Below are 22,441 nucleotides of genomic sequence, written 5' to 3'. Positions count from 1 at the left end.
CAGGCGGCTGACCTAGCAAGGGCCCTCGGGGGTTAGGTTGCAGAAACTGCCATGGCCGAGAAGGCAGTGGGGGCAAAGAGTTCGTTCGTTTTGTTCAGTCGCCGATGCACGAATTTCTTATGGAACGGGTTCAGGGTCCCAACGCCTTCGTCCCACAGGTTTTGCGTGAACGACTGTTCGAGCATCCAGTTTTCTACCTGCTTATGGCCATGCTCCAGGCGGATCTCCAGCGCGCCGATCAGCAGCTTGCTGAGATAGCCGATCAGGCCGTCCGTGGCGTAGTAGAGCCGGTAGAGCATATCGCCCTCATGCAGCCCGATCGGGTGTCCCGAATGGATTTCGCTGTCGAACCAGCTGATGACCCCAGCGAAATCTGCAGCCGAGTCCTCGTCTTCGACTGAAAAGGGATTGAGGTTACGGACTCCATCCAGGCGTCGGCGCAGCTGCTCGTTTGTGCTCAAAAGAGCCCGCCCATAGGGCAGCCCGGCGAGCACGACAGGGATATCAATCTGATTGAGCAGGGTCTTGAGCCACTCTGTCTCGTTGTTTGAGCCGAAACTTCGCTTTGTGGCTCCGAGCAGGTGCTGAACCTCGTCCAGCATGAGGAGTTCTACCTTCAGTTTCTGAAGGGATGAGATCACCCTGTCGGTTTTTTCGTTGACGGTGCCCCGGTAGGCCATCGGGACGCCCATCGCCTTCAGGATATCTTCGGCCAGGCTACGCACGGTTGGCGAAGATTTTATTTCGACCCGAAGTACCGGAATTCGACGCTGTTCGGGCTCCTCGATCACCGGGAAGTAGCGAACGTACTCTTCCAGGACTGAGCTTTTGCCCGCTCCTGATGGGCCAAGAATCATCAGATGGCGCGGTTGGTTGCCGGCGAGCGACATCCTGTGGATACGGCTGATGCGGCGATAGGCCTTATCAAAATCGGGGAACAGCAGCCGCCGTTGTTCAACCTTGCCGATTTCGTCATACAAGTCAGTGCCGGAAGTGATCATGGCCGATCTCCTTTACCCAGAGGGTGGGAGCTGGTTTTGAACTGCCGTGGGGTAACGGTAGGCAGGGCAGCCTTGATTTCTCTGGACGTGGTAGGCGAAGCAACTGGACGCTGTGACGGGACCGTCAGGGAGTTGGCGCCAGACAAACGAGCAGCTTGTTTGCGTTTTTTGAGCTTTTTGCTGGCCAGTTGCTCGCCGATCACCTGGCGTATCCGCTCTTTGGCTTGGGCGAGGTTGAGCGGGTCGGTTTCGGATAGGCCGGCCTCGCGCAACTCACGGCAAATGAGCTGGTGGACTTCCAGACGTAGGCCCGAGGCGTAGTCGAATTCGATGGCCGGTACCTTCATGGTCTCTCCAGTCCCCGGGTGAACGACGTAAATGTGGCCAAGGTCGGCGCGATTGTACCGAACCCGTACTGTCACCTTCTCGCCGTACTGGTAGCGGATCGGATAGACGTCTCGGCTGTTGTAGCGCAGGTTGAACAGCTCGATGCCGTAGTGCCAGAGCACCCGGTCTTCATCCTCAGTCAACGCTACATCAAGCACTTGAAGGTCAGGTAGGGCTGGAGGGTTGTCATGGATGCCATCCTGCCAGATACCTAGCGGAGTACGCTTGAGGCTACGATGGAACTTGACCGAGTACACATCGATGATCCAGATGTGCAAGGCGTGCATCAGTTCGTCAAAGGTTGCCACCGCGGTCTTCAGCGGGTCATAGCCATGGCGTTCCATCCAGTTGGCCAGGCTGGTTCCCTGTTGGGCATGCAGAAAGTTGCGGGAAATCGAGCCAAAAGCGCGCTCCACCACGCCTTTGAAATAAGGTTTCCGCTTTGGACAGAACTGAAGGATGATCCCGAGATCGAAGCATGCCTGCTCTAGTGCGCGGCTATGAAATTCGAGGCCGTTGTCGCAGACCAAGGTCTGCATGAGCCCATGGCAAGGCCAGACACCCTCAACACGCGGGTAGTGGTCTCTAACGTAGGTTTTGGGCAGGATCGCGTTACGCAGGCAACCAAACACCGCTTCAGTGCTTGGCCCCCCAAAACTGACGTAGATGCCGAGAATCATTCTGCTCTTGCGGTCGATGATGACCGTGAGCCAGGGGCGGCCGAGTGGCATGCCTGTCCGCTCATCGACGACGAACAGGTCAACCGGCGTGTGATCGACCTCGGCTACCTCCAGAATGAACTTCGCCTTTGGGCCTGCCAAGCTGGTGCGGAAGCGAAGAGACGCTTCTTGTTTGCCATACCTGGCGACCGCTCGTTCATAAGCCGGATAGGCCAGAACAGCGCGCCGTACCGTGTGGTAGCTCGGCAACTTCAGGTCCCCGCTGGTGGTGCGTAGCTGATTCAACTCATGAATTCGGACTCGTAAGGCGTCATGGAGGTCCGCGATGCTGCATCCAGGAGGTTCCAGATAGCGGGTTTCGATCAATTCGATCAGCGCCTCTTGGACCTCGGTTGGGAATCGGCAGCCAAACCATCCGCGAGAATGTGCCTTCTCCAGCAAAGCAAGAGGATGGTTGTCGTGCTGCAACTTCCTCTTGAACCAGCGATAGACCGATGCCACGCCCGGCACCTTGGAGTCGTTGAGCTGCTTGGCGATTTTCTCGAGAAGGGGTTGCAACTTGGCAGGGGTGAAGACGACCTTCCCCATCATGGTCGTCAGTGCGTCCAGATATTTCTGCCGACGCAGGGCCGCATCGATCAGCTTCTGCGGGTAACTGCACAGCGCGGTAAGAGATGAGTGGTTTTGCAAGCCCTCGGAAGGAAAGTTGATACCCGGTTTTGGCGAGGTGCGCCCGGCCGCCCATAGTTCCAGCAGCTGCTCCTTCGTGTACTGGTAAACCACCAATGAGACGACATCTTCCAGCGTAACGAGGTTGCCATTGATCACCCGGGTCACACTGACCTCGCGCCCGTCCAAAAGGAAGGAGCTGCCTTTGTTAAAGCGAATCGACGAAGACATAGTCGGCCTCCTGCTTTGCCAGTGTGATCAGCGTGTCGTCGGTGATGAGCTGGTTTAGATCGCAGCTCACCTGTCCATGAGCCAATAGGCGCAGAACGGGAACGGTGCTCCTTAGCCACTGCGAGAGAAGCCCCATGGCAACCTGGGTGCTGGCGCCAAAGCAGTCGGATAACTGCTGCTTTACCAAAATGTCTTCAGTCGAGAGTGGTTGGCGCAGGTCACGATGAAGTTGCTTGAGGTTGTCCAGACGATGCGGAGCTCGAACGGTGTCGCTCGAGAGCACGATGAACTGATGACCTTGGCGACGCATTGCATCCCGGATGTATAGGAGCTTCTCGCGGATCTCCGACTTGGCAAGAGAGCGAGCCGGCTTTACCTCGATGATCAGGGACGAGTCGTCTTTCAGGATGAGTGCATAGTCTGGAGTGTAGCGACGGACTTTGTTGCCCATGGTGTACTGAAGTTTGAACGGTTGTTCCCTGATATCGACCACCTGCGGTGCGAAGTCACATAGGTACAGTGCGTCTCGTTCTAGCAGTTGCTCGAATCCGACCATCCGTCTCGCGGTGACGGATGGAAAGCGACCTCGGATGATGGTTCCAGTCGGGGTGATAATGCTGCGGGCAGGAACATGAACATTCCGCTGCCCGCCTGACCAAGGGCCCGTGGCATATGAATGGCGAGTCATGATGTCTCCATGATCTCGCCAGTATCCAGGCGCACTTATGCGTCTCTTGCTGACGAGATCCAAAAATAATGACGAACGGAGACTTGACCTTAGGTAGGGGAAGAGACGATACTTTGGGTGTCGACGCCTTCGTATCGAATACTCTTCGGTCACCAAGGTTCAAGTGAAGGGCAAGCGCTAGTCGCTTGCCCTTTCTTGTTTCCAGCACTTCCTCTCTGCACTCTCTTCGATAGCTTTTTCCTTTCCGATCTAGGTTAACGATCATCGCGGCAGGCATGCGATGAGATACCTTCTATATAGGCCAAATTTTTAAAAAATTGGCTAGTAAATTAATTCGGTGTTTTTACCAGTGAAAATTGAAATGAGACTAAAGTTGCTCTCGCAAAGCCCTTTGAATTACTAGGTTTCCCGCGCTTTGCTCATGATGGGAGTGAAGAAATTCTTTGTTGAATTTGCATGATTTCATATATGTTTTCGCGGCGAAAATTTAAATAATGCATAATAGTATGCAAAGATTTTTGTTTAACTGGCTAAAAGAAAAAAGCCCCGACACTCTGTCGGGGCCTCTGAATTAAAGCGACTGTTTGAATCATCATTTGGATGCTCAAAATAGTCACCAACACTGCAAACCTACAACAGCTCTGGCTTCCTGACGCGCTTATTCCGGCCTCATCTGCGGGAACAGGATCACGTCGCGGATCGACGCCGCGTCGGTCAGCAGCATCACCAGACGGTCGATGCCGATGCCGCAGCCGCCGGTCGGCGGCATGCCGAATTCGAGCGCGCGCACGTAGTCGGCGTCGAAGTGCATCGCCTCGTCGTCGCCGGCGTCCTTCTGCTCAACCTGCGCCATGAAGCGCGCGGCCTGGTCTTCCGGGTCGTTCAACTCGGAGTAGCCGTTGGCGAGCTCGCGGCCGACGACGAACAGTTCGAAGCGCTCGGTGATGCCGGCGTGCTGGTCGGATTCGCGCGCCAGCGGCGACACTTCGACCGGGTAGTCGACGATGAAGGTCGGGTTCCACAACTGACTCTCGGCGACTTCCTCGAACAGCGACAGCTGCAGGCCGCCGATGCCGTCGGTCAGCACCGGCTTGCCGCCGGTACGGACGATCTCGTCCTTCAGCCACGCGCGGTCGTTCAGCTGCTCGTCGGTGTAGTCTGGGTTGTACTTCTTGATCGCGTCGACGATGGTCAGGCGGTCGAACTTGGACAGGTCGACCGGCTTGCCCTGGTAGTGGATGTGCAGGCCGCCGCACACCGCGCGCGCGACCGACTGGATCACGCCTTCGGTGAGCTCCATCATCCGCTGGTAGTCGGCGTACGCCTCGTAGAACTCCATCATGGTGAACTCGGGGTTGTGGCGCGTGCTCATCCCCTCGTTGCGGAAGTTACGGTTGATCTCGAACACGCGCTCCATGCCGCCGACCACCAGGCGCTTCAGGTACAGCTCCGGCGCGACGCGAAGATACAGCGCCATGTCGAGCGCGTTGTGGTGGGTGACGAACGGTTTCGCGGTGGCGCCGCCTGGGATCGGATGCATCATCGGCGTTTCGACCTCGAGGTAGCCCTCGTTCACCATGTACTCGCGCACGCCCTGGACGGTGCGCGAACGCTTGATGAAGGTGTCGCGCGAGTAGTCGTTGGTGATCAGGTCCAGATAGCGCTGGCGGTACTTCTGTTCCTGGTCGGCCAGGCCGTGGAATTTCTCCGGCAGCGGGCGCAGGCTCTTGGACAAGAGGCGCAGTTCGGACACGTTGACCGACAGCTCGCCCTTGTTGGTCTTGAACAGCGTGCCGCGCGCGCCGAGGAAGTCGCCCATGTCCCAGTGCTTGAACGAGGCGTGGATGTCGGCGCCGACGCCCTGGTCGTTGATGTAGAACTGGATGCGGCCGGTGCCGTCCTGGACGGTCGCGAAGCTCGCCTTGCCCATCACGCGCTTGAGCATCATGCGGCCGGCGACGGCGACCTGAATGTTCAGCGCCTCGAGTTCTTCCTTGGTCTTTTCGGCGTAGTGGGCGATCAGCTTGCCGGCCTGGTCTTCACGCTTGAAGTCGTTCGGGAAGGCGATGCCGGCTTCGCGGATGGCTTTCAGTTTGGCGCGGCGCTCGGCGATGATCTGGTTTTCGTCCTGCTGCGGCAGGACGTTGTCTTGTTCCGACATGCGGGTCTCCGGGATTTTTTCTCGAGGTTGGCCGAGGCTCGGCCAACCTTCCTGCGTTCTGGGGAGTGGGGCGGCTTACACGCCCTGCTTGAGGCTGGCTTCGATGAAGCCGTCGAGGTCGCCGTCCATCACGCCCTTGATGTTGCCGACTTCAAAGCTGGTCCTGAGGTCCTTGATGCGGCTCTGGTCGAACACGTAGGAGCGGATCTGGTGGCCCCAGCCCACGTCGGTCTTGGTGTCTTCCAGCGCCTGCTTGGCCTCGTTGCGCTTCTTCATTTCCAGCTCGAACAGCTTGGCGCGCAGCATATTCATCGCCTCGTCGCGGTTGCGGTGCTGCGAGCGGTCGCTCTGGCACTGCACGACGATGCCGGTCGGGTTATGCGTGAGGCGCACCGCCGAGTCGGTCTTGTTGATGTGCTGACCGCCGGCACCCGACGCGCGGTAGGTGTCGACGCGCAGGTCGGCCGGGTTGATGTCGATCTCGATCGAGTCGTCGACCTCCGGGTACACGAACACCGACGCGAACGAGGTGTGGCGGCGCGCGTTAGAGTCGTACGGCGACACGCGAACCAGGCGGTGCACGCCGGTCTCGGTACGCATCAGGCCGAATGCGTATTCGCCGTCGACCTTGATCGTCGCGCTCGAGATGCCGGCGACTTCGCCTTCCGATTCCTCGAGCACTTCGACCTTGAAGCCCTTGCGCTCGGCGTAGCGCAGGTACATGCGCAGCAGCATGCCGGCCCAGTCCTGCGCCTCGGTGCCGCCGGCGCCGGCCTGGATGTCGATGAAGCAGTTGTTCGGGTCCATCGGGTGGTTGAACATGCGGCGGAATTCGAGCTGCGCGAGGCGGGTCTCGACGGCGGCGAGGTCGGCCTGCACCGCTTCGAGCATCTCGAGGTCGTCTTCTTCCTTCGCCATTTCCAACAGGTCGCCGCTATCGTTCAGCGTCTGGCCGATCTCGTCGAGCACCAGCACCACGTCCTCGAGCTGCTTCTTCTCGCGGCCGAGTTCCTGCGCCTTTTTCGGTTCGTTCCAGATGTCCGGGTCTTCGGTCAGGCGCGAGACTTCTTCCAGCCGGTCCTTTTTGCCGGCGTAGTCAAAGATACCCCCGAATGTCCTGGCTGCGATGAGCCAGGTCGTTGAGGGTCGCGTCGGTCTGGTTGAGCACTTCGGCTTCGATCATGGGATTCTCCAATCAACAATAGATATGCGTGCGTGCCGGGCGGCTGTCGGGGCGCGGCTCTTCTTTATGAGTCTCGAACCGCGCATCGGCAGCGGCCAGAACAAATGCAAAAGCGCACCGGGGGGTGCGCTTTTGCGTGGCCGGCGACGTATCGCTTAGCCGAACAGGTGAACGACCGCGGCGCGTTCCTCTTCGAGCTCGGCGAGGGTGAAGTTCATGCGCTCACGGCTGAACTCGTCGATTTCCAGGCCCTGCACGATCTTGTACTCGCCATTTTCGCACACTACCGGGAAGCCGTACATGACGCCTTCCGGGATGCCGTAGGAGCCGTCGGACGGGATGCCCATCGTCACCCACTTGCCGTTCGAACCGAGCGCCCAGTCGTGGATGTGGTCGATCGCGGCGTTGGCGGCCGACGCGGCCGACGACAGGCCGCGCGCTTCGATGATGGCGGCGCCGCGCTTGCCGACGGTCGGCAGGAACACGTCGCGGTTCCACGCTTCGTCGTTGATCAGCGCTTTCACGGCTTCGCCGTCGATGGTGGCGAAGCGGTAGTCGGCGTACATGGTCGGGCTGTGGTTGCCCCACACCGCGAGGTTCTCGATGTCGGCGACCGGCTTGCCGGTCTTGGCGGCCAGCTGCGACAGCGCGCGGTTGTGGTCCAGACGCAACATCGCGGTGAAGTTGTTCGGATTCAGGTCCGGCGCGCTCTTCATCGCGATCCACGCGTTGGTGTTGGCCGGGTTGCCGACCACCAGCACCTTGACGTTGCGGTCGGCGTGGTCGTTCAGCGCCTTGCCCTGCACGGTGAAGATGGCGCCGTTGGCTTCCAAGAGGTCCTTGCGTTCCATACCCTTGCTGCGCGGGCGGGCGCCGACGAGGAGGGCGTACTGCACGTCCTTGAACGCCACGTTCGGGTCGTCGGTCGCGAGCATGCCGGCCAGGAGCGGGAAGGCGCAGTCTTCCAGTTCCATCATCACGCCTTTGACGGCGGCCTGGGCCTGCGGCAGATCCAAGAGTTGCAGGATCACCGGTTGGTCTTTGCCGAGCATTTCGCCGCTGGCAATGCGGAACAACAGGCTGTAACCGATTTGACCGGCGGCACCGGTCACTGCAACGCGTACGGGGGCTTTCATCGTGGCGTTCTCCTTTCGCTAGGTTGCCCTTATGGAACAACAGACGGGTCGTGTTGTGCTTCGAGTGTAACACGCGTTTTGGCGATGTTGCGCCGCCGCAAATGCCTTTTGCGACCTAGGGTTATCCATATATATGTCTTATATAAGACTTTGTTTACGCCTTGCGGCCAATGATGGTAAAAAGTCGGCCATGACCAGCAACAAGCTCCGCCGCCAACCCCTATACGAGCAGATCAAGCAGCTACTCTTGCGCCGGATCGCCGAGGGGGAGTGGCAAGAAAACGCGGCGCTCCCGAGCGAGTGGGAGTTGGCCGAGGAGTTGTCGGTCAGCCAGGGGACCGTCCGCAAGGCGTTGACAGAACTGGTCGCAGAGGGCGTTTTGTACCGCCAGCAGGGCCGCGGCACCTTCGTCGCCGAAGCGGCGAGCGACTGGGGCGAAGCACGCTTGCAGACGATAGGCACGCTGTCGGGGCGCCAGGAAAGTCTTATGCAAGAGTTGCTGGGCTGCTGGAAGTCCAACGCGCCGGAAGAAGTGTCCGAGCTGATGGGCCTGCGCCGTCTGGTGCCGATGATCCGGGTCCGCCAGCTGTGGCGGCTCGGCGGACAGCCGGTCGCGCTGGACGATGCCTACCTGCCGGCCGACCGCTTCGAAGGGCTGGAGGCGCGCTGGTTGCGCCAGGCGGGCGGCGTCTATGCTGCATTGCAGCGCCGGTTCGGCGTGCGACCGAAAACGGTGATGGAACAGATGCGGATCTCCGCGCTGAACCGGGAGGACGCCCAGCTGCTGATGGTGGCGGCCGATACCCCGGTGCTGGCGGTGACCCGTTTGTCGACCTCGATCGAGGGCGACCCGGTCGAGTGGCGGATGCGCTACTGCCTGACCCAGCAGGTGGCGTATACCCAGCTGCGCGGATAGAACATGAGGGGGCGCGGCGAACGCTGATGCAACCTATATAAGTTGATGAAGAAAAAACGAACGGCCGGTCGAAGGCCGTTCAGGCGAGATCCACCGCCGGACTGTTTCCCGTGTGGGCGGGGCAGCGGCGGCTTTGGATGACGCACCCGGGAGGTCCCGGTGCGGCGTTCAGGCGGCTCCAGGGTTTTGCGGGTTTCATGTCCTTGCAAGACGAGCCGGATTCAATCGCTTGGTAATTTTTTGTCCAAGGAAGCCAGTATGCAGAAGCAACGACCGAAGCACCTGGACCTGATGACGATCAGACTGCCCGTACCGGGCATCGTCTCGATCCTGCACCGGGTCAGTGGGGTGGCGCTGTTCCTCTCTCTCCCCTTGTTGATCTACCTTCTCGCCGGCTCCTTGAGTTCGGCCGAGTCCTTCGAAAGCTACCGCGCCGTCGTCGCACACCCGCTGATGAAGCTGGTGCTGCTCGGCCTGATGTGGGCCTACCTGCATCATTTCTGTGCCGGCATCCGCTTTCTGTTTCTCGATATTCACAAAGGGCTGGAGCTCGAAACCGCCCGCGCGACCGCCAAAGCCGTGCTGGGCGTGAGCCTGGCGCTGACCGTCGTCCTGGGGGTGTTCCTATGGTAAACCGCATCGTCGTCGGCGCGCGCTACGGCCTGCGCGACTGGGTCATGCAGCGCGTGACCGCCGTGATCATGGCGCTCTACACCTTCGCGCTGGCCCTGTTTCTGTTGACCGCTCCGGCCGGCTACGAAGCGTGGCAAGCCTTCTTCGGCCAGACCTGGGTGCAGGTGCTGACCCAGACCACGCTCCTCGCCTTGTTCCTGCATGTCTGGGTGGGCATCCGCGACGTGTGGATGGACTACGTCCAGCCGGTGGGCGTGCGCCTCGCGCTGCACAGCTTCACCATCGTGTGGCTCCTGTCCTGTTTCATCTACTCGGTTAAAGTCGTCTGGGGGCTGCAATGAGCGTACCTGTTCGTCATTTCGATGCGGTAATCGTGGGCGCCGGCGGCGCCGGCATGCGCGCCGCGCTGCAGTTGTCCGAGGCCGGTCTGAAGACCGCCGTGCTGTCCAAGGTGTTCCCGACGCGTTCGCACACCGTCGCCGCGCAGGGCGGCGTGTCCGCCAGCCTCGGCAACTCCGAGCCGGACCACTGGCACTGGCATATGTACGACACCGTGAAGGGGTCGGACTGGCTGGGCGACCAGGACGCGATTGAATTCATGTGCCGCGAGGCGCCGAAAGTGGTGGTCGAGCTCGAGCACTACGGTATGCCGTTCGACCGCAACGCCGACGGCACCATCTACCAGCGCCCGTTCGGCGGCCACATGTCGAACTTCGGCGAGAAGCCGGTGCGTCGCGCCTGTGCCGCCGCCGACCGGACCGGTCACGCGATGCTGCACGCGCTGTACCAGCGCAACGTGCGCGCCAACACCCACTTCTTCGTCGAGTGGATGGCGCTCGACCTGGTGCGCGACAAAGAAGGCCGCGTGCAGGGCGTGGTCGCGATGGAAATGGAAACGTCGGAAATCGTCGTGTTCCAGGCCAAGGCGACGCTGTTCGCCACCGGCGGCGCCGGCCGTATCTACGCGTCGTCGACCAACGCCTTCATCAACACCGGCGACGGTCTGGGCATGGCGGCGCGCGCTGGCATCCCGCTCGAAGACATGGAGTTCTGGCAGTTCCACCCGACCGGCGTGGCCGGCGCGGGCGTGCTGATCACCGAAGGCGTGCGCGGCGAAGGCGGCATCCTGCGCAACGCCGACGGCGAGCGCTTCATGGAACGCTACGCGCCGAACGCCAAGGATCTGGCGTCGCGCGACGTGGTGTCGCGCGCGATGGTGACCGAGATCAACGAAGGCCGCGGCTGCGGCCCGAACAAGGATCACGTGCTGCTCGACATCACTCACCTCGACCCGGAGGTGATCATGTCCAAGCTGCCGGGCATCCGCGAGATCTCGATCAAGTTCGCCGGCATCGACCCGATCCAGGCACCGATCCCGGTGGTGCCGACCTGCCACTACCAGATGGGCGGCATTCCGACCAACTACAAGGGCGAGGTCGTGGTGCCGAAGGACGGCGACGACAAGGCGACCGTGCCGGGCTTCTACGCCGCCGGCGAGGCCGCGTGCGCATCGGTGCACGGCGCCAACCGCCTCGGCACCAATTCGCTGCTCGACCTCCTGGTCTTCGGCAAGAGCTCGGCCAACTCGATGATCGACTTCATCAAGAGCGAACCGGAAGAGCTGCCGGAACTGGCGACGGCCGACGTCGAGCGCTCGGTCGCCCGCGTCAAGCGCCTGGACGAGCAGAAGAACGGCACCAACGTGCACGAAGCGCGCAGCGCGATGCAGCAGGTGATGCAGAAGCACTGCGGCGTGTTCCGCTTCAAGGACATGTTGGCCGAGGGGGTCGAGAAGATCCTCGAAGTCGAACAGCTGGTGAAGACCTGCGAGATCGCCGACAAGTCGAAGGTGTTCAACACCGCGCGCGTCGAGGCGCTCGAGCTCGAGAACCTGATCGAGGTCGCCAAGGCGACGATGATCTCGGCCAACGCCCGCACCGAGTCGCGCGGCGCCCACGTGCGCGACGACGCGCCGGACAACGCCGACACGCCGAACGGCCGCGACGACAAGAACTGGCTCAAGCACACCCTGTGGCACCGTGACGGCAACCGCCTCGACTACAAGCCGGTCAACATGACCCCGCTGACCGTCGAGACGATCGCCCTCAAGACCCGCTCCTACTAAGGGGAACGACGATGACGACCCAAACGATCAAGTTCCGTGTCTACCGCTACGACCCGGACAAGGACGCCAAACCGTACATGCAGGACATCAGCGTCGAGGTCGATGCGACCGACCGCAAGCTGCTCGACGCGCTGGTGAAGCTGAAGGTAACCGACGAAACCGTGTCGTTCCGCCGTTCATGCCGCGAAGGCGTGTGCGGTTCCGACGCGATGAACATCAACGGCAAGAACGGTCTGGCCTGCCTGACCGACATCAAGGACCTGAAGCAGCCGATCGAACTGCGTCCGCTGCCGGGTCTGCCGGTGATCCGCGACCTGATCGTGGACATGACCCAGTTTTTCAAGCAATACCACTCGATCAAGCCTTACGTCGTCAACGACACGCCGCCGCCCGAGCGCGAACGGCTGCAGTCGCCCGAGGATCGCAAGGAGCTTGATGGTCTGTATGAGTGTATCCTTTGTGCGTGCTGTTCGACTTCCTGCCCCTCTTTCTGGTGGAACCCGGACAAGTTCGTGGGTCCGGCCGGCCTCCTGGCCGCCTACCGCTTCATCGCGGACACCCGCGACACCGCCACCAGCGAACGCCTGGATGACCTGGAAGACCCATACCGTCTGTTCCGCTGCCACACCATCATGAACTGCGTGGACGTCTGCCCGAAAAACCTTAACCCGACTAAGGCGATCGGCAAGATCAAGGACCTGATGGTCAAGCGTGCGGTATGACCGAGTTCGATCCCGTAGAACTCAAGCGGATTCGCTGGCGCTCGCGTAGGGGCCTGCTCGAGCTGGATCTGGTGCTCTCGAAGTTACTCGAGACACACTTCGATTCGCTCACGCCAGCGGAACTTGCCGCCTATCAGCGTCTTCTCGAGCTGCCCGACACCGACTTCCTCGACGTGGTAAACGGCAAGGCCGATATCGACGATGCGGAACTCGAAGGGATGATCGCGCTCTTGCGCAGTCTGTAGGCGGCAGGGGTGCGGACACGCACAACACCACATTACAAAGACCACAAAAACTTGACTGGGAGTATTGCTGTGGAAACCAACCGCAAAGTGACGCTCAATTACCAAGAGGGCCAGGACGCGCTCGAGCTGCCGGTGCTGGAAGGCACCCTCGGCCCGGACGTCGTCGACATCAGAGCCTTCTCGAAGACCGGCATGTTCACCTTCGACCCGGGCTTTCTTGCGACCGCCAGCTGCGAGTCCAAGATCACCTTCATCGACGGTGACCTCGGCCATCTGTACTACCGCGGTTACCCGATCGAACAGCTCGCCGAGAACAGCGACTACCTCGAGACCTGCTATCTGCTGATCTTCGGCGAGCTGCCGACCGCGGCGCAGCGCGCCGAGTTCCAGAAGACCGTGACCCGCCACACGATGGTGCACGATCAACTCTCCCGCTTCTTCAACGGCTTCCGCCGCGACGCGCACCCGATGGCGATGATGGTCGGCGTGGTCGGCGCGCTGTCGGCGTTCTACCAGGACAGCCTCGACATCGGCGATCCGGAACACCGCCGCGTGACGATGTACCGCCTGATCGCCAAGATCCCGACCATCGCGGCGATGTGCTACCGCTACAACCAGGGTCTGCCGTTCAACTTCCCGCGCAACGACCTCAGTTACACCGCGAACTTCATCCACATGATGTTCGCGACCCCGTGCGAGCCGTACGAGCCGAACGCGGTGCTGGTGCGCGCGCTGGACCGCATCCTGACGCTGCACGCCGACCACGAGCAGAACGCGTCGACGTCGACCGTGCGTCTGGCCGGCTCGTCGGGCGCCAACCCGTTCGCGTGTATCGCGGCCGGCATCGCCTGCCTGTGGGGCCCGGCGCACGGCGGCGCCAACGAGGCGGTGCTGAAGATGCTCGACGAGATCGGCGACGAGTCGAACATCGAGGAGTTCATCGACGGCGTGAAGGACAAGCGCTACAAGCTGATGGGCTTCGGCCACCGCGTGTACAAGAACATGGACCCGCGCGCGGCGATCATGCGCGAGACCTGCTACGAAGTGCTGACCGAGCTGGGCCTCGAGAACGATCCGAAGTTCAAGCTCGCGATGAAGCTCGAGAAGCTCGCGCTCGAAGACAACTACTTCATCGAGCGCAAGCTGTACCCGAACGTCGACTTCTACTCGGGCATCGTGCTGTCCGCGCTCGGCATCCCGGTGTCGATGTTCACCGTGATCTTCGCGCTCGCGCGCACCGTCGGCTGGATCAGCCACTGGAACGAGATGATCTCCGATCCGCAGCAGAAGATCGGCCGTCCGCGCCAGCTGTACAACGGCGCCGAACGCCGCGACTACGTCCCCGAAGACAAGCGCTAAGCCGTCCCGCCAAGGTTGGCCGAGCCTGAGCGAAGACCTCGGCCAACCTTGCCACGCCCGAGAGGGCGTTATGACGATGGGGCCACAAGCCCCATGTTCATAGCGCTTTTTGCCACGCACCCATGAGACAGAGGGGCCGAACAATGATGCAAGCCATGGTCAGCCATTCCTACCTATTCGGTGGGAATGCGCCGTTCATCGAGGAGCTGTACGAACAGTACCTCGCCGATCCGAACACGGTACCGACCGAGTGGAGAGACTACTTCGACAGGCTCTCGCAGGCGCCGGGCGCCGCCGAGCGCGACGTGCCGCACCAGCCTATCCAGGAATCCTTCATCCAGCTCGCCAAGAAGGGCGGGGCGGGGCAGCGCGTCAGCTCTGCCACCGAGTGGGCGTCGATGCAGAAACAGGTGTCGGTGCTGAAGCTGATCTCGGCCTACCGCGTGCTCGGTTCGCGTCACGCCAACCTCGACCCGCTCAAGCGCATGGACCAGGCTACGCTGGTCGAGCTCGACCCGGCCACCCACGGCCTGACCGACGCCGACATGGCGGTGCAGTTCAACGTCGGCTCGCTGATCGGCCCGCAGAAGCTGCCGCTGTCCGAGATCCTCGCGCGCCTGAAGCAGACCTACTGCGGCAACGTCGGTCTCGAGTACATGCACATCACCAACTCGACCGAGAAGCACTGGGTGCAAAAGCGCTTCGAGGCCGACCTGTCGATGCCGCGCTACGACGTCGACACCAAGAGACGCATCCTCAAGCAGATCACCGCCGCCGAGACGCTCGAACGCTACCTGCACACCAAGTACGTCGGCCAGAAGCGCTTCTCGCTCGAAGGCGGCGAGGCGACGATCGCCGCGCTCGACACGCTGATCCAGCATTCCTCGGCGCAGGGCGTACAGGAAATCATCATCGGCATGGCGCACCGCGGCCGTCTGAACGTGCTGGTGAACACGCTGGGCAAACTGCCGCGCGACCTGTTCGCCGAGTTCGAAGGCAAGCCGATGGTCGAATTGCCGTCGGGCGACGTGAAGTACCACATGGGCTTCTCGAGCGACATCCCGACCGCGGCCGGCCCGGTGCACGTGTCGCTCGCGTTCAACCCGTCGCACCTCGAGATCGTCAACCCGGTGGTCGAGGGCTCGGTGCGCGCGCGCCAGCAGCGCCGTAACGACACCGAGCGCAAGCAGGTGCTGCCGGTGCTGATCCACGGCGACGCGGCCTTCGCCGGCCTCGGCGTCAACCAGGGCACGTTCAACCTGTCGCAGACGCGCGGTTACGGTACCGGCGGGACGGTGCACATCGTCATCAACAACCAGGTCGGCTTCACCACCTCGGATACGCGCGACATGCGCTCGACGATCTACTGCACCGACATCGCCAAGATGATCGAGGCGCCGATCTTCCACGTGAACGGCGACGATCCGGAAGCGGTGTGCTACGTGATGCAGGCGGCGCTCGACTACCGCATGACGTTCAAGAAGGACGTGGTGATCGACCTCGTCTGCTACCGCAAGCTCGGTCACAACGAGGGCGACGACCCCTTCCTGACCCAGCCGATGATGTACAAGAAGATCGCCAAGCATCCGGGCGTGCGCGCGCTGTACTCCGAGCGCCTGGTCGCCGAGGGCGTTCTGAAGGCCGAGGAGGCCGAAGGGCAGATCCGCGCCTACCGCGACGCGCTCGACAAGGGCGAGCACGTCGAGCAGACCGTGCTGACCAATTACCGCCGCGAACACGCGGTCGACTGGACGCCGTATCTGGGTACCCACTGGGCGCATCCGGTCGACACCACGCTGCCGCAGGCCGACATCCAGCGCCTGACCGAGAAGTTCACCACCGTGCCGGAAGGCTTCAAGCCGCACCCGACGGTGCAGAAGATCCTGAACGCCCGCCGTGCGATGGCGGAAGGCTCCCAGGACGCCGACTGGGGCATGGCCGAGACGCTGGCGTACGCCAGCCTGGTGACCAACGGCTTCGGCGTGCGCCTGTCGGGTGAAGACTCGGGCCGCGGCACCTTCAGCCACCGCCACGCGGTCGTGCACGACCAGAACCGCGAGAAGTGGGACGCGGGCGCCTACGTGCCGCTGCGCAATATGTCGGACAACCAGGGCGAGTTCCTGGTGGTCGACTCTATCCTCAACGAGGAAGCGGTGCTGGCCTACGAGTACGGCTTCGCCTGCTCGGCGCCGGACCAGCTGGTGATCTGGGAAGCGCAGTTCGGCGACTTCGTCAACGGCGCGCAGGTCGCGATCGACCAGTTCATCTCGTCGGGCGAGACCAAGTGGGGCCGCCTGTCGGGCCTGACGCTGCTGTTGCCGCACGGCTACGACGGCCAGGGGCCGGAGCACTCGTCCGCCCGCCCGGAGCGCTGGCTGCAGCTGTGCGCCGAGCACAATATGCAGGTGGTGATGCCGTCCGAAGCCGCGCAGATGTTCCACGTGCTGCGCCGCCAGATGCTGCGCCCGTTCCGCAAGCCGCTGATCATCCTGATGAGCAAGCGCCTGTTGCGCTATAAGGACTCGATGAGCCCGATCGACGCGTTCGCCAGCGGCGGTTTCCGCCCGGTGATCGGCGACGCCGGCATCAGCGACGCCAAGAAGGTCAAGCGCGTCGTGCTCTGCGCCGGCCAGATCTACTACGACCTCGTCAATGGCCGCAAGGAACGCGGTGTCGAAGACGAGATCGCCGTCGTGCGCATCGAGCAGCTCTACCCGTTCCCGACCGAACAGCTGGCCGCCGAGCTCGCCCGCTACACCCAGGTGAAAGAGGTGATGTGGGTGCAGGAAGAGCCGAAGAACCAGGGCGCGTGGTTCCAGATCCGCCACCGCCTCGAAGGCCTGCTGTCGGCCAAACAGACGCTGTCATTCGCCGGCCGTCCGTCGTCGGCGTCGCCGGCCGTCGGTTACATGAGCAAGCATGTGTCCCAGCTGAAGGCTTTCGTCGAAGAAGCCATGAACCTCGCCAAATAAGTGCCCGCATCCGTAACGGAGAAAAAAATGCTGATCGAAGTCAAAGTCCCGCAACTCCCGGAATCGGTGTCTGAAGCCACGCTGATGACCTGGCACAAGAAGGTGGGCGAGTTCGTCGAACGCGACGAAAACCTGATCGACCTGGAAACCGACAAGGTGGTGCTCGAGTTGCCGGCACCGCTGGCCGGCGTGATCGTGAAGATCGTCGAAGCCGACGGCACCACCGTGGTCAGCAACCAGCTGATCGCGCAGATCGATACCGAAGCCAAGCCGGGCGTGAGCGCGCAGGCGGCGAACGAGATGGCCGTGAAGGCCGCGGCGGCGGAAGCCGGTGTGCCGGCCAGCGCCATCGGCTTCGGCACCGCGGTGGCTCCGCGCCCCGAGGGAGAGACGGTGGCGATGCCGGCAGCGGCCAAGCTCGCCGCCGAGACCGGCGTCAAGCTCGCCGACGTTGCCGGCTCCGGCCGTGGCGACCGCGTGCTGAAGGAAGACGTGCTGGCCGCCGCCGCCAAACCGGCCGCCGCGCCGGCCGGTCCGGTCGTGGCCCCGTCCGCCGCCAAAGTCGTCGCGCTCGCGTCGACGCCGGCCGCGGTCGACGTCAACCGCGTGCTGGCCGACCGGCCGGAACAGCGCGTGCCGATGTCGCGTCTGCGTCAGCGCGTCGCCGAGCGCCTGGTGATGTCGCAGCAGACCAACGCCATCCTCACCACCTTCAACGAAGTGAACATGAAGCCGGTGATGGACCTGCGCGCGAAGTACAAGGACAAGTTCGAGAAGGAGCACGGCGTGAAGCTGGGCTTCATGTCCTTCTTCGTGAAGGCCGCGGTCGCCGCGCTGAAGCGCTTCCCGGTGGTGAACGCGTCGGTCGACGGTAACGACATCGTCTACCACGGCTACTTCGACATCGGCATCGCCGTCGGCAGCCCGCGCGGCCTGGTGGTGCCGATCCTGCGCAACGCCGACCAGCTGTCGATCGCCGAGATCGAGAAGCAGATCGCCGACTTCGCGGTGAAGGCGCGCGACGGCAAGCTCGCGCTCGAGGACCTGACCGGCGGCACCTTCTCGATCACCAACGGCGGCACCTTCGGCTCGATGCTGTCGACGCCCATCATCAACCCGCCGCAGTCGGCCATCCTCGGCATGCACGCGACCAAGGAGCGCGCCGTGGTCGAAAACGGCCAGGTCGTGGTGCGCCCGATGATGTACCTGGCGCTGTCGTACGACCACCGCATCATCGACGGCCGCGAGGCGGTGCTGGCGCTCGTCGCCATGAAGGACCTGCTGGAAGACCCGGCTCGCCTGATCCTCGATCTGTAAGCGGGATATTGTCATCCTGCGCGTCTATCGTTTGTCTAGATCGTGACCCAGACGGCAAGGTTGGCCGAGGCTCGGCCAACCTTGTTCAAACCATCCAACGCCCGGGCGGCGATCCCGTCCGCATGGCGAAAGGGAGCATCATGAGCCAACAGTTCGACGTCGTCGTCATCGGCGGCGGCCCCGGGGGTTATGTAGCCGCCATCCGCGCCGCCCAGCTCGGTTTCAACACCGCCTGCGTCGACGCCTACAAGAGCCCGGAAGGCAAGCCCAGCCTCGGCGGCACCTGCCTGAACGTCGGCTGCATTCCGTCGAAGGCGCTGCTGCAGTCGTCGGAAAACTTCCACGCGGTCCAGCACGACTTCGCGAAGCACGGCATCACCGTCGATAACGCGAAGATGGACGTCGCCGCGATGCTCGAGCGCAAGGACGGCATCATCACCAAGAACGCCGGCGGCATCGCCTTCCTGTTCAAGAAGAACAAGGTCGCCAACGTCCACGGCCTGGGCGCGCTGAAGGGCCGTCAGGGCGAGAAGTGGGTGATCGAGGTCAGCGAAAACGGCGCCGTCGTAGACACGCTCGAAGCGAGCCACGTGATCATCGCCACCGGTTCGAGCCCGCGTCCGCTGCCGGGCGTGGCGATCGACAACCAGCTGGTGCTCGACAACGCGGGCGCGCTGGCTCTGACCGCCACCCCGAAGCGCCTCGGCGTGATCGGCGCCGGCGTGATCGGCCTGGAAATGGGGTCGGTATGGAAGCGCCTGGGCAGTGATGTGACCATCCTCGAGGCGATGCCGACCTTCCTCGCCGCCGCCGACCAGCAGATCGCCAAGGAAGCGTTCAAGACGCTGACCCGTGATACCGGCCTTAACATCCAGCTCGGTGTGAAGATCGGCGAGATCAAGACCGGCGACAATAGTGTTTCTGTTGCCTACGAGCTGAACGGCGAAGCCAAGATCGCAGAATTCGACAAGCTGATCGTGTCGATCGGCCGCCTGCCGAACACTCAGGGCCTTGGCGCCGAAGCGGTCGGCCTGCAGGTCGACGAGCGCGGCTTCGTGGTGGTGGACGACCACTGCCACACCAACCTGCCGAACGTGTGGGCGATCGGCGACGTGGTGCGCGGCCCGATGTTGGCGCACAAGGCGTCCGAAGAGGGCGTCGCGGTCGCCGAGCGCATCGCCGGCCAGAAGCCGCACGTCGACTTCGGCGTGATCCCGTGGGTGATCTACACCAGCCCGGAGATCGCCTGGGTCGGCAAGACCGAAGAGCAGCTGAAGGCCGAAGGCGTCGAGTACAAGAAGGGCACGTCGGGCTTCGCCGCCAACGGCCGCGCGCTCGGCCTCGGCCATGCGCAGGGCACGGTGAAGATTTTGGCCGACGCCAAGACCGACCGCATCCTCGGCCTGCACATGATCGGCCCGATGGTGTCCGAGCTCGTGACCGAGGGCGTCGTGGCGATGGAGTTCAAGGCGGCCAGCGAAGACCTCGCGCGCATCGTCCACGCCCACCCGAGCCTGTCCGAAGTCGTGCACGAGGCGGCGCTCGCTGCCGACAAGCGCGCGCTGCACGGCTGATCCCATGAGAATCGGGCGGGCCGTACCCGGGCCCGCCTTTGACCCTCCTTCCCACTCAGTGAGGAAAAACACATGAACCTGCACGAATACCAAGCAAAAGCGCTTCTGGCCAAGTACGGCCTGCCGGTGCAACAGGGCGTCCTGGCCTCGAGCCCGGAAGAAGCCGCTGCTGCCTATGATTCGCTCGGCGGCAAGTTCGCCGTCGTAAAAGCTCAGGTCCACGCCGGTGGCCGTGGCAAGGCCGGTGGCGTGAAAGTGGTGAAAAGCCGCGAAGAAGCCGCCGAACTCGCCAAGAGCCTGATCGGCACGAATCTCGTGACCTACCAGACCGACGCCAACGGCCAGCCGGTGAACTCGGTGCTGGTGTGCGAAGACATGTACCCGGTCGAGCGCGAGCTGTACCTGGGCGCCGTCGTCGACCGCGGCACCCGTCGCGTGACCTTCATGGCGTCGACCGAAGGCGGCGTCGAGATCGAGAAGGTCGCCGAAGAGACCCCGGAAAAGATCCTGAAGGTCACCGTAGACCCGCTGGTCGGCATGCAGCCTTGCCAGGCGCGCGAAGTCGCTTTTGCGCTGAATCTTAAGGGCGACCAGGTCAAGCAGTTCACCCAGTTGATGCTCGGCGCCTACGATGCCTTCATCGAGAACGATTTCGCGCTGTTCGAGATCAACCCGCTGGCCGTGCGCGGCGACGGTTCGCTCGCCTGCGTCGACGCCAAGATCGGCATCGACTCGAACGCGCTGTACCGCCTGCCGCAGATCGCCGCGCTGCGCGACAAGTCGCAGGAAAACGAGCGCGAGCTGAAGGCGTCGGAATTCGACCTCAACTACGTCGCGCTCGAAGGCAACATCGGCTGCATGGTGAACGGCGCCGGCCTCGCGATGGCGACGATGGACATCATCAAGCTCTACGGCGGCCAGCCGGCCAACTTCCTCGACGTCGGCGGCGGCGCGACCAAGGAGCGCGTGATCGAAGCGTTCAAGCTGATCCTGGCCGACCCGAGCGTCGAAGCGGTGCTGATCAACATCTTCGGCGGCATCGTCCGCTGCGACATGATCGCCGAGGCGATCATCGCCGCCGTGAAGGAAGTGAACGTGACCGTGCCGGTGGTGGTGCGTCTCGAGGGCAACAACGCCGAACTGGGCGCCCAGCTCTTGAACGAGTCCGGCCTGAAACTGACCTCCGCCGAAGGCCTCGCCGACGCCGCCCAGAAGGTGGTCGCGTCCTTGGCCAAAGCCTGATCCGCCCCGCACTGATAGGAGCCTCAAACAATGAGCGTACTGGTTAACAAAGACACCAAGGTGCTGGTGCAGGGTTTCACCGGCAAGAACGGCACTTTCCACTCCGAGCAGGCGCTGGCCTACGGCACCAAGGTCGTCGGCGGCGTGACGCCGGGCAAGGGCGGTTCGCTGCACCTGGGCAAGCCGGTGTTCAACACGATGAAGGAAGCGGTGCGCGAGACCGGCGCCGACGCGTCGGTCATCTACGTGCCGGCCCCGTTCGTGCTCGATTCGATCGTCGAAGCGGTCGACTCCGGCGTCGAGCTGATCGTCGTGATCACCGAAGGCGTGCCGACCCTCGACATGCTGAAGGCCAAGCGCTACATCGAAAATAGCGGCGGCGTGCGCCTGATCGGCCCGAACTGCCCGGGCATCATTACGCCGGGCGAGTGCAAGATCGGCATCATGCCGGGCCACATCCACCTGCCGGGCAAGGTCGGCATCGTGTCGCGCTCCGGCACGCTGACCTACGAGGCCGTCGCTCAGACGACCAAGCTGGGTCTGGGCCAGTCGACCTGCATCGGCATCGGCGGCGACCCGATCCCGGGCACCAGCCACATCGACGCGCTGAAGCTGTTCCAGGACGATCCGGCGACCGAGTCGATCATCATGATCGGCGAGATCGGCGGTTCGGCCGAGGAAGAAGCGGCCGAGTTCGCCAAGGACTACGTGACCAAGCCGATCGTCGGCTACATCGCCGGCGTCACCGCGCCTAAGGGCAAGCGCATGGGCCACGCCGGTGCGATCATCTCCGGCGGCAAGGGCACGGCCGAAGAGAAGTTCGCCGCCTTCGAGCGTGCCGGCATCGCCTACACGCGCAGCCCGGCCGAACTCGGCTCGACGCTGCAGGCGCTGCTGAAGGAAAAAGGCCTGCTGTAATCGGCCAGGCTTTGCCCGAGACGAAACGCCCCGGAAGCCGGGGCGTTTTTTGTTGGCGATCGACGATTTACCGTGATGGGGTCGCAAGCCTGGCCGAGCGCTGCGCTGGTCTAGGCTCGGCCAACCTTGCACTCTCGCACGCCGGGTTTTGACAGCCGGTGCGATGATCAATTATCTTTTTGTCATGACCTCTCAGCCGCTTTCGCTCCGACGCCGATTCACGCCGCCTCCACCGGGATGCCGCGCGGTTCGGGCTGGGCGACGCTGACACGTCGACCCTTC

Annotated in this window: 18 protein-coding genes; 12 read left to right on the top strand and 6 right to left on the bottom strand. The window is 62.8% G+C overall.

Features of this window, described 5'->3' with window-relative positions; genetic code table 11:
- Nucleotides 1-32 precede the first annotated feature (32 nt).
- The 6 genes from DWG20_RS01040 to DWG20_RS01015 all read right to left on the bottom strand — a co-directional run bounded on the left by DWG20_RS01040 (nt 33) and on the right by DWG20_RS01015 (nt 8,136).
- Nucleotides 33-1,001 (bottom strand): TniB family NTP-binding protein, encoded by a 969-nt coding sequence (locus tag DWG20_RS01040; protein WP_115432009.1) that lies wholly within the window; start codon nt 999-1,001, stop codon nt 33-35.
- Nucleotides 998-2,968 carry a DDE-type integrase/transposase/recombinase gene (locus DWG20_RS01035; protein ID WP_115432008.1) on the bottom strand — a complete coding sequence of 657 codons (1,971 nt, stop codon included), beginning with the start codon at nt 2,966-2,968 and terminating at the stop codon, nt 998-1,000. The genes DWG20_RS01040 and DWG20_RS01035 overlap by 4 nt, the downstream gene beginning before the upstream one ends.
- Nucleotides 2,946-3,656, bottom strand: coding sequence for a TnsA endonuclease N-terminal domain-containing protein (locus DWG20_RS01030; RefSeq protein ID WP_115432007.1), 711 nt, complete (start codon nt 3,654-3,656; stop codon nt 2,946-2,948). The genes DWG20_RS01035 and DWG20_RS01030 overlap by 23 nt, the downstream gene beginning before the upstream one ends.
- 658 nt (nt 3,657-4,314) lie before the next feature.
- The gene (gene lysS, locus DWG20_RS01025) at nt 4,315-5,817 is read right to left on the bottom strand and encodes a lysine--tRNA ligase (RefSeq protein ID WP_115432006.1); all 1,503 of its coding nucleotides are present in this window, start codon (nt 5,815-5,817) and stop codon (nt 4,315-4,317) included.
- Nucleotides 5,818-5,892: 75 nt separating this feature from the next.
- A protein-coding gene (gene prfB / locus DWG20_RS01020) for a peptide chain release factor 2 (protein WP_115434698.1) occupies nt 5,893-6,997 on the bottom strand; the annotation gives its coding sequence in 2 pieces (ribosomal slippage) (nt 5,893-6,915 and nt 6,917-6,997; 1,104 coding nt in all).
- A gap of 158 nt (nt 6,998-7,155) precedes the next feature.
- Nucleotides 7,156-8,136 carry a malate dehydrogenase gene (locus DWG20_RS01015; RefSeq protein ID WP_115432005.1) on the bottom strand — a complete coding sequence of 327 codons (981 nt, stop codon included), beginning with the start codon at nt 8,134-8,136 and terminating at the stop codon, nt 7,156-7,158.
- A 190-nt stretch (nt 8,137-8,326) separates the two neighbouring features.
- On the opposite strand from DWG20_RS01015, the gene DWG20_RS01010 reads away from it, so the two are divergent.
- From DWG20_RS01010 to sucD, 12 genes are all read left to right on the top strand, one after another.
- Nucleotides 8,327-9,052 (top strand): GntR family transcriptional regulator, encoded by a 726-nt coding sequence (locus tag DWG20_RS01010; protein WP_115432004.1) that lies wholly within the window; start codon nt 8,327-8,329, stop codon nt 9,050-9,052.
- Nucleotides 9,053-9,310: 258 nt separating this feature from the next.
- Nucleotides 9,311-9,685 (top strand): succinate dehydrogenase, cytochrome b556 subunit, encoded by a 375-nt coding sequence (gene sdhC, locus DWG20_RS01005; protein ID WP_115432003.1) that lies wholly within the window; start codon nt 9,311-9,313, stop codon nt 9,683-9,685.
- Nucleotides 9,679-10,026: a succinate dehydrogenase, hydrophobic membrane anchor protein gene (gene sdhD / locus DWG20_RS01000; RefSeq protein WP_115432002.1), complete on the top strand. Its 348-nt coding sequence runs from the start codon at nt 9,679-9,681 to the stop codon at nt 10,024-10,026. Before sdhC ends, sdhD begins: the two co-directional genes overlap by 7 nt.
- Complete coding sequence (gene sdhA, locus DWG20_RS00995) at nt 10,023-11,810, top strand: succinate dehydrogenase flavoprotein subunit (RefSeq protein ID WP_115432001.1); 1,788 nt, start codon at nt 10,023-10,025, stop codon at nt 11,808-11,810. Before sdhD ends, sdhA begins: the two co-directional genes overlap by 4 nt.
- 11 nt (nt 11,811-11,821) lie before the next feature.
- On the top strand, nt 11,822-12,532 hold the full coding sequence (locus DWG20_RS00990; RefSeq protein WP_115432000.1) for a succinate dehydrogenase iron-sulfur subunit: 711 nt from the start codon (nt 11,822-11,824) through the stop codon (nt 12,530-12,532).
- Nucleotides 12,529-12,777: an FAD assembly factor SdhE gene (locus DWG20_RS00985; RefSeq protein ID WP_115431999.1), complete on the top strand. Its 249-nt coding sequence runs from the start codon at nt 12,529-12,531 to the stop codon at nt 12,775-12,777. Before DWG20_RS00990 ends, DWG20_RS00985 begins: the two co-directional genes overlap by 4 nt.
- A 69-nt stretch (nt 12,778-12,846) precedes the next feature.
- Entirely contained in the window at nt 12,847-14,136 is a 1,290-nt protein-coding gene (gene gltA / locus DWG20_RS00980) for a citrate synthase (protein ID WP_115431998.1), read from the top strand.
- 143 nt (nt 14,137-14,279) lie between these two features.
- Complete coding sequence (locus tag DWG20_RS00975) at nt 14,280-17,108, top strand: 2-oxoglutarate dehydrogenase E1 component (protein WP_115431997.1); 2,829 nt, start codon at nt 14,280-14,282, stop codon at nt 17,106-17,108.
- Between the two features lie 27 nt (nt 17,109-17,135).
- Nucleotides 17,136-18,425, top strand: coding sequence for a 2-oxoglutarate dehydrogenase complex dihydrolipoyllysine-residue succinyltransferase (odhB, locus tag DWG20_RS00970; RefSeq protein ID WP_115431996.1), 1,290 nt, complete (start codon nt 17,136-17,138; stop codon nt 18,423-18,425).
- A 140-nt stretch (nt 18,426-18,565) separates the two neighbouring features.
- Entirely contained in the window at nt 18,566-19,999 is a 1,434-nt protein-coding gene (gene lpdA / locus DWG20_RS00965) for a dihydrolipoyl dehydrogenase (RefSeq protein WP_115431995.1), read from the top strand.
- A gap of 72 nt (nt 20,000-20,071) precedes the next feature.
- A complete protein-coding gene (gene sucC, locus DWG20_RS00960; protein WP_115431994.1) occupies nt 20,072-21,241 on the top strand; it encodes an ADP-forming succinate--CoA ligase subunit beta in 1,170 nt (389 codons plus the stop codon).
- A 30-nt stretch (nt 21,242-21,271) separates the two neighbouring features.
- Nucleotides 21,272-22,159 (top strand): succinate--CoA ligase subunit alpha, encoded by an 888-nt coding sequence (gene sucD, locus DWG20_RS00955; protein WP_115431993.1) that lies wholly within the window; start codon nt 21,272-21,274, stop codon nt 22,157-22,159.
- Nucleotides 22,160-22,441 lie beyond the last annotated feature (282 nt).

The organism is Crenobacter cavernae, assembly GCF_003355495.1.
GTDB lineage: Bacteria > Pseudomonadota > Gammaproteobacteria > Burkholderiales > Chromobacteriaceae > Crenobacter > Crenobacter cavernae.
Note: the sequence above shows the minus strand (reverse complement) of the source record. Positions and strands in the feature narration are given on the sequence as shown.

Bases quoted from the DNA above. Each gene is read 5' to 3' on its own strand.
- DWG20_RS01040 (WP_115432009.1), bottom strand. From the start codon at position 1,001: ATGATCACTTCCGGCACTGACTTGTATGACGAAATCGGCAAGGTTGAA.
- DWG20_RS01035 (WP_115432008.1), bottom strand. From the start codon at position 2,968: ATGTCTTCGTCGATTCGCTTTAACAAAGGCAGCTCCTTCCTTTTGGAC.
- DWG20_RS01030 (WP_115432007.1), bottom strand. From the start codon at position 3,656: ATGACTCGCCATTCATATGCCACGGGCCCTTGGTCAGGCGGGCAGCGG.
- lysS (WP_115432006.1), bottom strand. From the start codon at position 5,817: ATGTCGGAACAAGACAACGTCCTGCCGCAGCAGGACGAAAACCAGATC.
- DWG20_RS01015 (WP_115432005.1), bottom strand. From the start codon at position 8,136: ATGAAAGCCCCCGTACGCGTTGCAGTGACCGGTGCCGCCGGTCAAATC.
- DWG20_RS01010 (WP_115432004.1), top strand. From the start codon at position 8,327: ATGACCAGCAACAAGCTCCGCCGCCAACCCCTATACGAGCAGATCAAG.
- sdhC (WP_115432003.1), top strand. From the start codon at position 9,311: ATGCAGAAGCAACGACCGAAGCACCTGGACCTGATGACGATCAGACTG.
- sdhD (WP_115432002.1), top strand. From the start codon at position 9,679: ATGGTAAACCGCATCGTCGTCGGCGCGCGCTACGGCCTGCGCGACTGG.
- sdhA (WP_115432001.1), top strand. From the start codon at position 10,023: ATGAGCGTACCTGTTCGTCATTTCGATGCGGTAATCGTGGGCGCCGGC.
- DWG20_RS00990 (WP_115432000.1), top strand. From the start codon at position 11,822: ATGACGACCCAAACGATCAAGTTCCGTGTCTACCGCTACGACCCGGAC.
- DWG20_RS00985 (WP_115431999.1), top strand. From the start codon at position 12,529: ATGACCGAGTTCGATCCCGTAGAACTCAAGCGGATTCGCTGGCGCTCG.
- DWG20_RS00975 (WP_115431997.1), top strand. From the start codon at position 14,280: ATGATGCAAGCCATGGTCAGCCATTCCTACCTATTCGGTGGGAATGCG.
- odhB (WP_115431996.1), top strand. From the start codon at position 17,136: ATGCTGATCGAAGTCAAAGTCCCGCAACTCCCGGAATCGGTGTCTGAA.
- lpdA (WP_115431995.1), top strand. From the start codon at position 18,566: ATGAGCCAACAGTTCGACGTCGTCGTCATCGGCGGCGGCCCCGGGGGT.
- sucC (WP_115431994.1), top strand. From the start codon at position 20,072: ATGAACCTGCACGAATACCAAGCAAAAGCGCTTCTGGCCAAGTACGGC.
- sucD (WP_115431993.1), top strand. From the start codon at position 21,272: ATGAGCGTACTGGTTAACAAAGACACCAAGGTGCTGGTGCAGGGTTTC.